This is a genomic window from Flavobacterium psychrolimnae (assembly GCF_003312425.1).
In the GTDB taxonomy this organism is placed as follows: Bacteria; Bacteroidota; Bacteroidia; order Flavobacteriales; family Flavobacteriaceae; genus Flavobacterium; species Flavobacterium psychrolimnae.
Map to the genome: position 1 here is coordinate 457,858 of NZ_QNUX01000001.1, position 14,504 is coordinate 472,361.

General features: G+C 34.9%; 14 protein-coding genes. 2 read left to right on the forward strand and 12 right to left on the reverse strand.

What is annotated here, in order from left to right:
• Nucleotides 1–79: 79 nt before the first annotated feature.
• Nucleotides 80–1,408 carry a tRNA (N(6)-L-threonylcarbamoyladenosine(37)-C(2))-methylthiotransferase MtaB gene (mtaB, locus tag DR980_RS02045; protein WP_113633579.1) on the reverse strand — a complete coding sequence of 443 codons (1,329 nt, stop codon included), beginning with the start codon at nt 1,406–1,408 and terminating at the stop codon, nt 80–82.
• 129 nt (nt 1,409–1,537) lie between these two features.
• Here mtaB and DR980_RS02050 point away from each other — a divergent pair, with 129 nt between their 5' ends.
• Nucleotides 1,538–2,119, forward strand: coding sequence for a hypothetical protein (locus DR980_RS02050; RefSeq protein WP_113633580.1), 582 nt, complete (start codon nt 1,538–1,540; stop codon nt 2,117–2,119).
• Between the two features lie 125 nt (nt 2,120–2,244).
• Here the strand turns inward: DR980_RS02050 and DR980_RS02055 are convergent, their stop codons facing one another.
• From DR980_RS02055 to hisS, 9 genes are all read right to left on the reverse strand, one after another.
• A complete protein-coding gene (locus DR980_RS02055; RefSeq protein ID WP_113633581.1) occupies nt 2,245–3,042 on the reverse strand; it encodes a Cof-type HAD-IIB family hydrolase in 798 nt (265 codons plus the stop codon).
• 24 nt (nt 3,043–3,066) lie between these two features.
• Complete coding sequence (locus DR980_RS02060) at nt 3,067–3,285, reverse strand: DUF2007 domain-containing protein (protein WP_113633582.1); 219 nt, start codon at nt 3,283–3,285, stop codon at nt 3,067–3,069.
• Between the two features lie 16 nt (nt 3,286–3,301).
• Nucleotides 3,302–4,030 (reverse strand): DEAD/DEAH box helicase, encoded by a 729-nt coding sequence (locus DR980_RS02065; RefSeq protein WP_113633583.1) that lies wholly within the window; start codon nt 4,028–4,030, stop codon nt 3,302–3,304.
• A 95-nt stretch (nt 4,031–4,125) separates the two neighbouring features.
• Nucleotides 4,126–5,289 carry a sigma-54-dependent transcriptional regulator gene (locus DR980_RS02070; RefSeq protein WP_113633584.1) on the reverse strand — a complete coding sequence of 388 codons (1,164 nt, stop codon included), beginning with the start codon at nt 5,287–5,289 and terminating at the stop codon, nt 4,126–4,128.
• A 212-nt stretch (nt 5,290–5,501) separates the two neighbouring features.
• On the reverse strand, nt 5,502–6,818 hold the full coding sequence (locus DR980_RS02075; protein WP_113633585.1) for an ABC transporter permease: 1,317 nt from the start codon (nt 6,816–6,818) through the stop codon (nt 5,502–5,504).
• 76 nt (nt 6,819–6,894) lie between these two features.
• Entirely contained in the window at nt 6,895–7,815 is a 921-nt protein-coding gene (locus tag DR980_RS02080; protein WP_113633586.1) for an ABC transporter ATP-binding protein, read from the reverse strand.
• A gap of 144 nt (nt 7,816–7,959) precedes the next feature.
• Nucleotides 7,960–9,075: a molecular chaperone DnaJ gene (gene dnaJ, locus DR980_RS02085; protein ID WP_091164593.1), complete on the reverse strand. Its 1,116-nt coding sequence runs from the start codon at nt 9,073–9,075 to the stop codon at nt 7,960–7,962.
• Nucleotides 9,076–9,154: 79 nt separating this feature from the next.
• A complete protein-coding gene (locus tag DR980_RS02090; RefSeq protein WP_113633587.1) occupies nt 9,155–9,727 on the reverse strand; it encodes a nucleotide exchange factor GrpE in 573 nt (190 codons plus the stop codon).
• A gap of 294 nt (nt 9,728–10,021) precedes the next feature.
• A complete protein-coding gene (gene hisS / locus DR980_RS02095; protein WP_113633648.1) occupies nt 10,022–11,398 on the reverse strand; it encodes a histidine--tRNA ligase in 1,377 nt (458 codons plus the stop codon).
• A 309-nt stretch (nt 11,399–11,707) separates the two neighbouring features.
• Here hisS and DR980_RS02100 point away from each other — a divergent pair, with 309 nt between their 5' ends.
• Nucleotides 11,708–12,952 carry an ABC transporter permease gene (locus DR980_RS02100; RefSeq protein ID WP_167400528.1) on the forward strand — a complete coding sequence of 415 codons (1,245 nt, stop codon included), beginning with the start codon at nt 11,708–11,710 and terminating at the stop codon, nt 12,950–12,952.
• A 62-nt stretch (nt 12,953–13,014) separates the two neighbouring features.
• On the opposite strand, the gene prmC is transcribed toward DR980_RS02100, so the two are convergent.
• On the reverse strand, nt 13,015–13,878 hold the full coding sequence (gene prmC / locus DR980_RS02105) for a peptide chain release factor N(5)-glutamine methyltransferase (RefSeq protein ID WP_113633589.1): 864 nt from the start codon (nt 13,876–13,878) through the stop codon (nt 13,015–13,017).
• Between the two features lie 52 nt (nt 13,879–13,930).
• On the reverse strand, nt 13,931–14,416 hold the full coding sequence (locus DR980_RS02110) for a GNAT family N-acetyltransferase (RefSeq protein ID WP_113633590.1): 486 nt from the start codon (nt 14,414–14,416) through the stop codon (nt 13,931–13,933).
• Between the last annotated feature and the right edge of the window lie 88 nt (nt 14,417–14,504).

The following is a 14,504-nucleotide window of genomic DNA, read 5'->3' on the forward strand; positions in this document are numbered from 1 at the left end:
AAGCATAAAACTTAATGAACTTAATCCCTTAATAATTTTCTAATCTTTTGCTTATATGACTTATATGGTTGAAAAAAACTTACACCAAAGCCGTAATAAAAACCATTCGCACACTTCCGTCTTCATCAATTTTAGTCAAATTAATGTCATGCAATGTATTTACTAATTCTGGATTCCAAGGTGTTTTTACTTTTACATAATTTTCAGTAAACCCGTGAATGTAACCTTCTTTATTTTCACTTTCGAACAAAACAGTTCTATTGGTTCCCAATTGGCTTTCGTAAAAAGCACGACGTTTTTTAACAGACAAACCGCGTAACATCTTGCTGCGTTTAGCCCGAACATTAGCAGGAACAACACCTTCCATTGCAGCGGCTTCAGTATTATCTCGTTCCGAATACGTAAATACGTGTAAATACGAAATATTCATTTCATTCAAGAAATGGTAGGTTTCCAGGAAATGCTCGTCTGTTTCGCCTGGAAAACCAACAATTACATCTACACCAATACAAGCATGCGGCATCACTTCGCGAATTTTATTTACGCGTTCCGTATATACTTCGCGTTGGTAACGACGTTTCATCAACTTTAGAATGTCATTGCTCCCTGATTGCAGCGGAATGTGAAAATGCGGCACAAAAGTTCTACTTTTTGATACAAATTCTATCGTTTCATTTTTCAATAAATTGGGTTCAATAGACGAAATTCGCAAACGCTCGATTCCTTCTACTTTGTCTAATTCCTGAACTAATTCTAAAAAGGTATGTTCGTGTTTTTTATTTCCAAATTCTCCTTTTCCGTAATCCCCAATATTTACTCCGGTAAGAACAATTTCCTTGATATTTTGTTTTGAAATTTCTGAAGCATTTTTCAAAACATTTTCCAATTCATCACTTCTCGAAATCCCTCTTGCTAATGGAATAGTACAGTAGGTACATTTGTAATCACAACCATCTTGTACTTTCAAGAAAGCGCGGGTTCTGTCTCCTATTGAATAACTTCCCACGTAAAAATCAGCTTCGGCAATTTCGCAGGAATGCACTTTGCCAAAATCATTTTTCGACAAATCATTGATATAATCTGCCAATTTAAATTTTTCAGTTGCACCAAGAACTAAATCCACTCCATCTACACTCGCTAATTCTTCCGGCTTCAATTGCGCATAACAACCCACAGCCGCGACAAATGCTTTGTCATTCAATTTCATTGCTTTTCGCACGACTTGTTTGAACTGCTTATCAGCATTTTCAGTAACCGAACAGGTATTAATCACGTACATATCAGCCACTTCTTCAAAATCAACGCGATCAAATCCTTCGTCTTGTAAGTTACGCGCAATCGTAGAAGTCTCTGAGAAGTTTAGTTTACAGCCTAAGGTATAAAAGGCTACTTTTTTTCTGTTTTCCATAAGATAACTCAATTAATGAAATCGTTGTCAAAAAATTGAGTGCGCAAATTTACGAACTAAAATCTGGAAAATGAAATCAATAATTTCTATATCTTAGCATCTTCGAGACCAATAATTTATACTATCAGAATGAAAAAAATAATTATAATTACATTTCTCTTGATTGCAGTTCAAATAAATGCTCAAAACGCTATCGAATGGGATGGCAAATACCAAATCCAATTATCAGATTTTCAATCAAAATCAACTCAAATTGGCAATGTTAGCAGCAATAGCTTACAAACTGCTTCCGCACTAAATTTTAGCATACAAATGAGTAATGTTGAATTTATGTTTACCAAAAACTTCAATTCGAAAGTAAGTTCTACATTCAAACGAGAATCGGCTTCCCTAATAGCAACAGACACAATTACAGCTGAAAGAATGATGAAGTTTGCTCAATATGATTTTGACTTATCGGAACTTTATGCTCGAAAACTTAGAAAAGACTTGTATGTCAACAAAGGAACTTTTTCAGATATAAGTTTTCTACAACCACTTTATGATGCTATCCAAAAAGAATATGTAGAAGAGCATGGTGAAGCCTCTAAAAAAAGTAATTTAGGGCAAAAAGAGGATATATTAAAAAAACTTAACGATGATGTTTTAATAAGAATTCAAGAACTTTCTGATTTCTGTAAAACTTGCAAACCACCTAAAAAGAAAAAATAAAAATCTCCTGCCAGTTCAAATTCCCTACAGCATCAACAAAAAAACCATTAAGAAATTAAGTTTATTAAGAACTGCTCTTAAATTACCTTAATTTCTTAATGGTTTAAATTATAACTTGAAAAATTTTAGTTCAAGATAAATCGTTTAATAACTTCAGCCACACCATGATTATTATTAGATGCTACAATAACATCTCCTTTATCTCGCAATTCAGGATCTACATTATCAACCCAAACGCCCAATCCAGCATATTCAATCATAGATAAATCATTTCCTGCATTTCCAACAGCAATAATTTCACTTTGATGTATGTCCAGTTTTTCTGATAAAAGTTTGATACTGGCACCTTTATCAATTCCATTTTGCGCTACTTCAAGAAAGAAAGGTTTTGACATGCTCACACTAAGATGTGGCATTGCGGCTTTCAAGTCTTTCTCTACTTCTTTTAAATAACTTGGCTCTTCTAATAAAATACATTTCACAGCTGAAGATTGGACTTCATCTTTAAAACTTACCACTTTATTATGGGTTAAACCAGTAATGTTTTTTTCGATTTCAATATATTCAGAATCCGTTTCACTTACAATCTTCCCATTAACGTAAGTTATAATATGTGTCTTACTTTTCAAACTGTAATCATACAATTCATGAATCTGTCCTTGGGTTAACGTTTGCTCAAAAATGATTTTATCTTCCTTCAAATCTGTAATAACAGCGCCATTATACGATATCATATACGAATTATCCAATTGTAATTCTTTGGCGTAAGCAATCATTGCGGGAGTTGGTCGCCCAGAAGCCAGAATAACATAAACACCCAATTCCTGTGCCTTAGCCAACATCAATTTATTTTCGTCTGAAATGGTATGGTCATCGTTCAACAAAGTATCATCCATGTCCAAAACCAACATTTTATATTTCATTCTATTTCTTTTATTGTGAATGAATTAAATACTCATTCTGAATTCTTCAATAACAGGGTTTACTTTTGCAAACTCGGTTTCCTGAACAAACAATTCAACCGCTAAATCTGAATTTCCAAATCCTCCCAACCGAGCCGATTGTATATTATTTTTCACTACTACATTTACACCAATCGCTTCAATTTTTTCTTGTAACGCCATTGCTAAAATTTCACTTCCCGAAAACACTTTCATTAATCCCATTTCACTCTTTATTTAATTATTTTGTACCATTTTCTTCATCGCCTTCTAATTCCTCCTCCTCGAAATCCTCATCTGCATCTGCCTCCAAGTTTATTTCTTCTTCGAAATCTTCATCGTCTTCATCCTCATCTTCTCCATCAAAATCGAATTCATAAGGTTCTTCTAACATTTTTTCAGCAAGGACTTCTATTCGTTCCGTTAATTGTTCCGAAAAAATAATACGTTGGGTTCTGACAATGCTATTCGAAATACGCATGATTTTTGTCTCATGACGCAATTTCAAAATTGGATCAGCATCATCCAAAATAAACATTTTCAATCGGTTTACGTTAAATCCAGCCGTAGTAAACATTTCGCTTAACTTATTTGGAGTCCCAATCAACACGTCAATTCCGCTGGAAATATAATTTTTATCGTATTCCATATCGCCTTTGTCATGAACACCATAAACTTCTAAATTAGAATTCTTTCCGTATTTTTCAAAAAGCGATTCCATTTCCAATACTTTCGCTTTGTCTTCAACAATAATCAAAGCCCTTGGTGATTCTTCGGTTGCGCCTGCCAATCGCTGAATTACATTTAGCACAATTGTTGTCGATTTTCCGCTTCCTTTTGGTGCAATAATAATACAATCCGAACCACTTTTCATGGTCGAAAATGTTTCTTTTTGCATCGCATTGGCCTCGGTCAAACCGTTTTCAATCAGGGCTTGTTGTAATTCTTCGTTTATTTTTTTTAGTTTCATTTCTTATGATTGAAAGATTAAAAATTAAAAAATTAAAAGATTAAAACTATTACCAAATCTTTAAATCATTAAATTTTTAAATCATTAAATTAATTTTATTTCGATGCAAACAACTTCACATCATTTTCGGAAATTTCGCTTCCACCAAGAATAATCAAGCGCTCCACTACATTTCGCAATTCACGGATATTTCCTGTCCAATCGTATTCCTTCAGTAAATTAATCGCTGCTGAAGAGAACTTTTTGACTGCATTCCCTTGTTCCGATGCAATTTTATCTGCAAAATGCGAAATCAACATCGGGATATCTTCTCTTCTATCATTCAAAGCAGGAACTTTTATCAAAATCACTGCCAAACGATGGTATAAATCTTCACGGAAACGCCCTTCGGCAATTTCGACTTTCAAATCTTTATTAGTAGCTGCAACCACACGAACATCGACTTTGATGTCTTTGTCCGCTCCCACTCTGGTAATCATACTTTCCTGTAAAGCACGCAATACTTTGGCTTGTGCCGAAAGACTCATATCACCAATTTCATCTAAGAAAATAGTCCCTTTATCCGCCGCTTCAAATTTTCCTGCGCGATCTTTGACAGCCGAAGTAAACGCTCCTTTTACGTGACCGAATAATTCACTTTCAATCAATTCAGATGGAATAGCCGCACAGTTTACTTCAATTAAAGGGAAATTAGCGCGTTCGCTTTTTTCGTGTAATTGATGCGCAACCAATTCTTTTCCGGTTCCATTTGGACCCGTGATTAAAACTCTGGCTTCGGTTTGAGCTACTTTCTCAATCATCACTTTGATGTGATTGATAGCTTCGCTTTCGCCAATCATTTCGTAGTTTTTGCTGACTTTTTTCTTCAGAATTTTATTCTCAACAACGAGTTGTTTTTTGTCTAAAGCATTGCGAACCGTATTCAATAATCGGTTTAAATCGGGTGGTTTTGAAATGTAATCAAACGCTCCCAAACGCATTGTATTAATTGCCGTTTCCATATCGCCATGACCGGAAATCATCACCATAGGAATTTCGGGTTTGATTTTTTTGACTGCTTCTAATACCTCAACACCATCCATCTTCGGCATTTTGATATCGCACAAAACCAAATCGTAATCGTTGTTCTTTATTTTTTCAAGACCTGCAACACCATCTTCAGCTTCTTCAACCTGATAGGTATCATTTTCTTCAGAGAGTATTTTTGTGAGTACTCTTCGAATTGCGGCTTCGTCTTCTATGATTAGTATTTTTGACATATTTATATTTTTGTTTTGCCACGAAGGCACAAAATTTTCATTTTTAATTAACAGACAACGTTTTTGAAAACTGATTTCCTAGCCCCGATTGAAGTGAAAATCCTTTTTATTTTTTCTTTAAAAATAAAAAGATTGCAATCTCGTCTTCCGGACGAGACGGGAAATAGCTCCATAAATTAATTAAGTTTTAACAAAGCTGAGCCGAGCTTTATTTAATATTTCAACCAGCGATACATTTCACTCCACGTTGGCTTTTTGCCGTACATAAGTATACCAATTCGGTACACTTTTGCAGCAAACCAAACGACACCAAAGAAGCTTGCAAACAATAACGTTACAGATATGGCGATTTGCCACAAAGGTACGCCGAAGGGAATGCGCATCAACATTACTATTGGTGAGGTAAGTGGAATCATTGAAAAAACAACTGCAACTGTGCCATGTGGATCATTGATAACTGTAAAAAAACCAACGTAAACGCTCAACATTAACGGCATAATGATTGGCAACAAAAATTGCTGTGAATCCGTTTGATTATCTACTGCGGCACCAATTGCCGCGTAAAAGGAACTGTACAGAAAATAACCGCCTATGAAATAAATCACAAATCCAATCAAGATACTTGCAATGGGTAAATTCCATAATTCCTTAATATACATTTGAGCAGTTCCGGTCATTTCTTGCTGTGCAGTCTGCATCATTTCTGGTGAAACTCTGGCTGTAGGCCCCACATTTACTCCAAAAAACACAGAAGCTGCAAACATTAATGATAGTCCGATTATTGCCCAAATAAAGAATTGCAACAATCCTGCTAATGAAGTTCCTATGATTTTTCCCATCATTAATTGAAATGGTTTCACTGAGGAAATTATGATTTCTACTATTCGGCTGGTTTTTTCTTCAATGACACTTCGCATCACCATGTTTCCGTAAATGATTATGAACATCATAATAAGGTATCCAAATGCTCCACCGATACCGATTTTGATTTCGTTAAGTCCTTTGACACTTTCTTCACCGGATGCTTTTGTCAAGCTAATATTCACCTTGGACTGGGCGTTTTTAATTGCCAGCGTATCTAAATGAGCTTTTTCTAAATTGTTTTTGGTCAGTTTACTTGCAATTATATCCTGAACATTTTCAATGAATGAAATACTGGGACTGCTGTTTGAAATAAATTGGATTTTACTTTCGAATTCCTTAGTATTACTCGCCTTTGGGATATACAATAATCCTTCATAGCTTTCATTTGTGATACTGTCTCTCAGGAATTTTAAATCTATCAAAGACAAATCAAGGTATTTGTATTCCTCATTTTTATTGTTCTGCGACGTAAATTCCTTTACAAACATACCTGATTCGTCATGAATAGCGATTCGTTTTGTTTCCGCTTTCATGGAACTTAAATACGCCACAAATGATGCAATTGCTACAAACAGTAACGGACTTAAAAAAGTCATAACAATAAAGGATTTATTGCGAACCTTGGCAATAAACTCTCTTTTTATGATTAATGATACTATGGACATTTTAGATGGTTAGATTATTTGACATTTTAGACTGTTAGAATTATAAACCTTTAGATTTCTAAAAGTCTAAGAAAGTCTATTGTGTTACTGTTTGAATAAAAATGTCATTGACACTTGGAATTTTTTCTACAAAATGTGTTACTTGTCCAGATTGCGTGAGGATATTCAATAATTCATTTGGTGTAGCATTTCCTAGTTGAATTTCCAGTTTTAATTCGTTGTTCAGTGATTTAAAATTAGCCGGACCAACAGTGAATTTTTGTGTAATTGCATACATCAATCCTTCTACATTCTCCGATAAAATGCCCACTTCAAAACTATTGGTTTTGAATTTTCTTTTTACATCATCCAGTTTTCCTTCAATGAGTTTATTCGATTTATGAATTAAAGCGATATGGTCACATAATTCTTCAACGCTTTCCATACGGTGAGTCGAGAAAATTATGGTAGCTCCTTCTTCTCGCAATGCCAGGATTTCATCTTTAATAATATTGGCGTTTACAGGATCAAAACCAGAGAAAGGTTCGTCAAAAATCAACAGTTTAGGCTTGTGCAAAACGCAAACTACAAACTGAATTTTTTGGGCCATTCCTTTAGAAAGCTCTTGGATTTTCTTATTCCACCAACCTTGAATTTCTAATCTTTCAAACCAATACTCGAGTTGTTTTTTGGCTTCAGCCTTAGAAAGTCCTTTCATTTGGGCTAAATACAAGCATTGTTCTCCCACTTTCATCGTGTTGTACAATCCTCTTTCTTCAGGTAAATAGCCTATATATTGAACATGTTTGGGTTGAAGTTTTTCACCATCCAAAATAATTTCACCGCTGTCAGGCAATGTAATTTGGTTTATAATTCGGATAAGTGATGTTTTTCCGGCTCCATTTGGACCTAAAAGTCCGTAAATACTTCCTTTTGGAACCATTAATGAAACCTCGTTAAGCGCCACATAATCACCGTATTGCTTGACAACTTTATTCACTTCAAGAATGTTATTCATGCTTATTTTTTAGTTGGTGTAAAAGTAAATAATTAGTATCGAAATACTTAGAATAGTTACATAAAAAACCCATCCTTATTTTAACAAGGATGGGTAAATATTTTTTTTAACAGTATTGATAAATCGCGTCTATACTATTTTTTATTATGAAAACATGTCTTTCACTTTTTCAAAAAATGATTTATCTGATTTTTCTGGATTTGGAATAAAATTCTCATCCGTAAGATTTTTTTCAAAAAACTGTTTTTGTTCTTTGTTCAGTGTTTTTGGCGTCCAAACATTTACATGCACCAATAAATCTCCGTTTCCGTAGCCATTGATACTTGGAATTCCTTTTCCTTTTAATCTTAGAATTTTACCGGATTGAATTCCTTCTTCCAGTTTGATTCTCACTTTTCCGTTTATAGCTTCGATATCTTTAGAAATTCCAAGAACTGCTTCAGCGAAACTGATGTATAAATCGTAGTGTAAATTTTCTCCTTCACGTTTCAAGAACTCATGCTCCAACTCTTCAATAGCAACAATTAAATCTCCTGGAATACTGTTTCCCGGAGCATCGTTTCCTTTATTAGAAACTTTCAATTGCATTCCGTCCACAACACCCGCAGGTATTTTTATTGAAACCGTTTCATCTTCAAGAATCATTCCTTGTGAATCTGCTTCTGATGGTTTTTTATCTAAAATTTGACCAGAACCACTACATGTTGGACACGTAGAAGCTGATTGCATTCTGCCTAAAATGGTATTCGTAACGCGCATCACTTGTCCTTGACCATTACATGTAGAACACGTTTTATAGGTAACTCCAGGTGCTTGAACTTTACGTTTTACTTTTACTTTTTTCTCAACGCCATTGGCAATTTCTTCCAACGTCAATTTTACTTTGATACGAAGGTTGCTTCCTTTAGCACGACGAACTCCACCGCCTCCACCGCCTCCGAAACCACCAAAACCGCCTCCGAAAATATCACCAAACTGACTGAATATGTCATCCATATTCATTCCACCGTGACCACCTCCGCCAAAACCGCCTGAACCATCAAAAGCTTGATGACCATATTGATCGTATTTTGCTTTTTTCTGAGGATCACTTAATACTTCGTAAGCTTCAGCAGCTAATTTGAATTTATCTTCTGCCGATTTGTCTCCAGGATTTTTGTCAGGATGATATTGCAAAGCATTTTTTCGGTATGCTTTTTTAATTTCAGCAGCGTCAGCATTTTTTGAAATGCCTAATATTTCGTAAAAATCTTTTTTCATTTTTATTTTTTTCTTTTGTTGAGACGCATTGCAGTGCGTATCCATGCGTGATATAAATACGCGATTAATCGCGAATCTATTACTGCCCTATTACAACTTTTGGAAAACGAATGATCTTGTCTCCTAATTTGTATCCTTTTTCAAGAACATCAACAATTTTTCCCTTCATCTTTGGCGCAGGAATCTGAGTGATTGCTTCAGCAAAATCAGCATCAAAAGCATCTCCAGCTTTTACATCAACTTGCTCTAATCCTTTAGAAACTAAAGTACTTTTTAGTTTTTCATGAATAAGCTCCACTCCTTTTGCCAACAATTCGTCATCCGATTTGTTAATTTCAACCAAAGCTCTGTCAAAATCATCTAAAACTGGCAACATAGCCAATAAAACTTCTTGATTAGCAGTTTTGAATAATTCGATACGTTCTTTAGAAGTTCTTCTTTTATAATTTTCGAATTCAGCAAATAAGCGTAAATATTTATCTTTTTCTTTGGCTAAATCTTGCGTTAATTGCTCTTCTACACTTAATTCCTCAATAATCATTTGCTCCCCATTGGCATTATTTTCTAATGTCGCATCATCTAATTCTTGATCGATTTCTGTATTTTCAGTAGTCATAGTATTCGTATTTTTAAAAATATTCTTAAACTTCATTTTTATTCTTTTCTTTGGATTGCAAAAGTACTGCCAATTCTTTTAAAATGTCAAATTGTCACCTTTTTGTCGATTTGACTTTTCTTTTCAACATAACTACTAAACACTTAAAATTTTAAGATTATTTTAAGATTATCTTGGCATTCTTTATCTAGCTTTGTTGCAACTTTTTATTTAGAGCACTTTTAAAAGTTAAAAAAACCAAGGTTTTATTCTAAACAATTATTAATTCACCATTATTTTATATTAAAAAAGCTTCGTTTACCAAAACGAAGCTTTTTTTCTGCTTTTAAATTAAGAATCTGACAATGCTTGTTTTACACCTTCAAAATCCAACGAAAGCTGTTCGCCCGTGATTAGATTTTTAAGAGAAAAAGTATTCGAAACCAATTCCTGCTCTCCTACAATTACGGCAAAAGGAATTCCTCTTTTGTCCGCATGTTGAAACTGCTTCGCCACTTTCGCATTATCAGGATACATTTCTACTTTAATGCCTGCATTCCTTAATTCTTTTATTGCTTTCATCGCATAAAAAGCTTCTTTTTCACCATAATTAATAAACAACGCTTTAGAAGTTGCCGTTACGGTTTCTGGAAATAAATTCAATTCTTCAACAACCAAATAGATTCGGTCTAATCCAAAAGAAATTCCCACGCCACTCATGTTTTTCAATCCGAAAATTCCGGTCAAATCATCGTACCTTCCACCGCCGCCAATGGATCCCATTGCTACCGATTTTGGTGGAGCCACTTCAAAAATGGCACCTGTATAATAATTTAATCCTCGGGCCAAGGTTACATCCAAGTCTAAAATTGCTGTTGACAATCCTAGTTCCGTAACGTTGTCACAAATAAAACGCAGCTCTTCAACTCCTTTCATTCCTTCCTGTGATTCTTCAAGCAAAACCGAAAGTTGGTTTATTTTCTCTGAAATAGTTCCTGTAAAATTAAATAACGGCTGTACTTTCAGAATGGCATCTTCCGAAATTCCTTTCTCGATCATTTCTTTTTTTACGCCGTCTTCGCCAATTTTATCCAGCTTATCCAGCGCTACTGTAAAATCAATCAATTTATCCGAAGCACCGATTACCTCCGCGATTCCGGATAATATTTTTCTGTTATTGATTTTGATGGTTACACCTTCTAAACCCAAAGTCGAAAAAACCGTATCATATAATTGTACCAGTTCTACTTCTTGCCACAACGATTTCGAACCTACCACATCCGCATCACATTGAAAAAACTCTCTGAAACGGCCTTTTTGTGGACGATCAGCTCTCCAAACAGGCTGGATTTGGTATCTCTTAAACGGAAATTCAATATCATTTTGGTGTTGTACCACATAACGCGCAAACGGGACGGTTAAGTCGTAACGCAATGCTTTCTCCGATATACTCGCAGTCAGTTTTGTGCTGTCTTTATTTTCCAGATGCGTTGCATTGGCTTTCGCCAAATAATCTCCGGAATTTAATATTTTAAAAATCAAACGATCGCCTTCTTCACCGTATTTTCCCATCAGGGTTTCGGAATTTTCAAATGAAGGCGTTTCTATGGGTTGGAATCCGAATTTCTCGAAATTACTTTTTATAATCTGAATGATATAGTGACGTTTTGCCACCTCTGCAGGTGAAAAATCTCTAGTCCCTTTTGGAATGCTCGGTTTTGATGCCATTTTTTGATTATTGGATTTTAGATTTTTAGATTTAGGAATTCTTGAAAAACTCCAAATTCTAATTCTTTGCAAATATCTTATTTTTAAAATAAATCTGTTTACAAATTTCATCATTTTATTGCCAGATGCCTAGCCCAGTTTGTAGCGAAAATAGGAAAGTGAAAAATAACATTGTTTTCACTGACAGATTGTAGCGAAAAGCTGGACACGAGCGAAGCGAACTGACGAAGTAAATAGCTCCTAAAAAATAAATTAGGATTTTTGAAAAGGAAATTTGTAACAAAAATTGTATTTTCGTGTCAAACTGTTATGATGTTAAAATTATTCAAAGAAAATATTCGCATTGCACTAGGTTCTATCAGAACGCAATTGTTGCGAACGGTTCTTACGGTGATGATTATCGCTATTGGAATCACGGCTTTAGTTAGTATTCTTACGGTTGTTTCGGCACTTGAAAATACAATTTCCTCCGATTTTGCATCGATGGGAGCCAATACCTTCAACATTAAACAATACGAAAATACGACTAGAAATCGTGGCGGAGGCGAGCGCGAAATAATAAATCCTATTGTTTCGTATCCTGAAGCCGTTGCTTTCAAAAACAAATACAAATATCCTTTTACGGAAACTTCGCTTTCGTTTACCGCTACTTCTGGTGCTGAAGTAAAATTTGAATCTTCAAAAACAGACCCAGAAAATACAATTGTAGGTGTCGATGAATTTTTCATGACTAATTCCGGTTTAGAAACCAGTGCTGGACGAAATTTTACAGGATTTGATATTGACAACAATGCCTATGTGTGTGTTGTAGGTTCTGATTTTGAAAAAGGATTACTAAAAGACGTGAATCCCATTGATAAAATAATTTCAATCAGAGGAGCTAAATTTAAGGTTATTGGGGTGTTAAAAGAGAAAGGATCAACTTTTGGGAACAGCCAGGATTTACGGGTTTTAATTCCGATACAATTAGCGCGTTCCTTGTTTACGGCACCTAACATCAATTATACCGTGAGTGTTATGGTTGGCAAAAAAGAATTGCTGGACCAAGCCATAGACAATGCTAACAGCACAATGCGCAGGGTTCGTAAATTAAGTCCCGTTGAAGATAATAATTTTGGAATCGTCCGCAGTGATGACTTAATCAACCGAATATTAGGAATCACACAATATTTGGGACTTGCTTCTTGGCTGATAGGTATCATCACCGTTCTGGGTTCTTCTATCGCTTTGATGAATATTATGATTGTCTCGGTAACAGAACGTACTCGAGAAATTGGGGTCAGAAAAGCATTGGGAGCCAAAAAAACGACAATAGCAATTCAGTTTTTCATAGAAACATTGCTAATTGGTCAACTAGGCGGATTGGTGGGAATCATTTTTGGAATCCTAATTGGTTTTGGTATTGCAACCGCAATGGATTTTGCATTCGTAATTCCGTGGGGCGCAATTATAGCCGCTTTCATCACTAGTTTCATTGTAGCCATTGCTTCCGGATTATACCCTGCTATCAAAGCCGCTGTATTAGATCCAATTGAAGCGTTACGATACGAATAAAGCCCCCTATCCCCTGAAGGAGGAATAAAGTATGCAGATTAAAAACTGAATACTAGGACTGTTTACTGAACACTCATTTCTCCTTTAATCATCCGGTCGTTCCCGTAAATATCCTTGCGCAATTCTATATTTTTGAAATTCATTTTTTCGAGTAAATCAATCATTTCTTTTCCTAAATACTGATTGATTTCAAAATACAACTGACTATTTTCAGAACCGTTTTTATGGGCCAATTCGGCTATTTTTTTATAGAAAATTAATGCGTCGTTATCTTCTACAAAAAGTGCCAAATGCGGTTCATTGTTCAAAACATTTTTCTTGATTTCCTCTTTTTCTAAATTGCGAACATAAGGCGGATTGGATACGATAATATCAAATTGTTGTTGTAAATCTTCTGTTTCAAGAATGTTTTGATTGACAAAAGTGACTTTTACTGCATTTATTTCTGCATTTTTTTGGGCCGTAGCCAAAGCTTTTTCAGAAACATCAATCGCAAAAACTTCGGCATTTGGAAGATTCTTCGCCAATGAAATAGCGATGCAACCGCTTCCTGTTCCAATATCAAGAATACGGATCTTTTTATTTTCGCCTTTTGACTTTTGACTTTCTAAAATCCATTCCACTAATTCTTCGGTCTCTGGTCTTGGAATTAAAACATATTCATTAACTTGAAAATCCAAACCGTAAAAACTCGTTTTCCCTAACAAATATTGAATCGGAATCTCCTTTTTTAATTGTTCTAAAATCGATTTCCAAACTACAATTTCTTCCTCCGAAAAAACCAAATCAGGATGTAAAGCCAAGTCAATTCTTTTTAATTGCTGTTTGTCCTCTAGAACCAAATAAAAAAAGCTCTCGGCCTCACCTGCATCGTAAATGGGTCCAAGTTGCTGAATAAACTGGCTTCTATATTCTTTTATTTTCATTTTATAGTGGTATCGATGCTATGAATCAATTCGGCAATTCAACTTTTAAAACTTACAGCTCTTTTAGCATCCAAACCGGACAACTAACATGACCGGTGCTTCCCATAGGGCCAGAAATATATTCAAAACCTGTCTTTTTATATAATTTTTGTGCATCAAGCATAAATGGCATCGTTTCCAAATAGCATTTTTCGAAGCCAAAATTCCGAGCACTTTGGATACACACTTCCATCATTTCAGTTCCAATTCCAATTCCGCGTGTTTCAGGTAGAAAATACATTTTCTGCAATTCGCAAATGTTATCTGCTTCGTTTGCAAGTGGAGCAATTCCGGCTACACCTACAATTCTTCCGTTGTTCTCTACTACATAATAAACGGATTTTGGTTTATTGTACTCTTCATACATTAAATCCAAATACGGATCTTCATAAGCTGTCCCCACTTTTGGAATATCCAACTCATCAAAAACAGCACGAATTAATTGTGCAACTTCAGAATTGTCCTCTTTATTTATTTTTCTGATAATGTAATTTTCCATTTTTTCAAAATCTGATTATACCTGCAAAAATAGAAATTGTTTACTATTATTTTGAAAAGTTTCAAACAAATCCCGACTTGCTTCTGAA

Bases quoted from the DNA above. Each gene is read 5' to 3' on its own strand.
- DR980_RS02110 (WP_113633590.1), bottom strand. From the start codon at position 14,416: ATGGAAAATTACATTATCAGAAAAATAAATAAAGAGGACAATTCTGAA.
- DR980_RS02060 (WP_113633582.1), bottom strand. From the start codon at position 3,285: ATGGGATTAATGAAAGTGTTTTCGGGAAGTGAAATTTTAGCAATGGCG.
- DR980_RS02055 (WP_113633581.1), bottom strand. From the start codon at position 3,042: ATGAAATATAAAATGTTGGTTTTGGACATGGATGATACTTTGTTGAAC.
- DR980_RS02100 (WP_167400528.1), top strand. From the start codon at position 11,708: ATGATGTTAAAATTATTCAAAGAAAATATTCGCATTGCACTAGGTTCT.
- DR980_RS02090 (WP_113633587.1), bottom strand. From the start codon at position 9,727: ATGAAGTTTAAGAATATTTTTAAAAATACGAATACTATGACTACTGAA.
- DR980_RS02080 (WP_113633586.1), bottom strand. From the start codon at position 7,815: ATGAATAACATTCTTGAAGTGAATAAAGTTGTCAAGCAATACGGTGAT.
- DR980_RS02070 (WP_113633584.1), bottom strand. From the start codon at position 5,289: ATGTCAAAAATACTAATCATAGAAGACGAAGCCGCAATTCGAAGAGTA.
- DR980_RS02050 (WP_113633580.1), top strand. From the start codon at position 1,538: ATGAAAAAAATAATTATAATTACATTTCTCTTGATTGCAGTTCAAATA.
- mtaB (WP_113633579.1), bottom strand. From the start codon at position 1,408: ATGGAAAACAGAAAAAAAGTAGCCTTTTATACCTTAGGCTGTAAACTA.
- prmC (WP_113633589.1), bottom strand. From the start codon at position 13,878: ATGAAAATAAAAGAATATAGAAGCCAGTTTATTCAGCAACTTGGACCC.
- DR980_RS02065 (WP_113633583.1), bottom strand. From the start codon at position 4,030: ATGAAACTAAAAAAAATAAACGAAGAATTACAACAAGCCCTGATTGAA.
- DR980_RS02075 (WP_113633585.1), bottom strand. From the start codon at position 6,818: ATGTCCATAGTATCATTAATCATAAAAAGAGAGTTTATTGCCAAGGTT.
- hisS (WP_113633648.1), bottom strand. From the start codon at position 11,398: ATGGCATCAAAACCGAGCATTCCAAAAGGGACTAGAGATTTTTCACCT.
- dnaJ (WP_091164593.1), bottom strand. From the start codon at position 9,075: ATGAAAAAAGATTTTTACGAAATATTAGGCATTTCAAAAAATGCTGAC.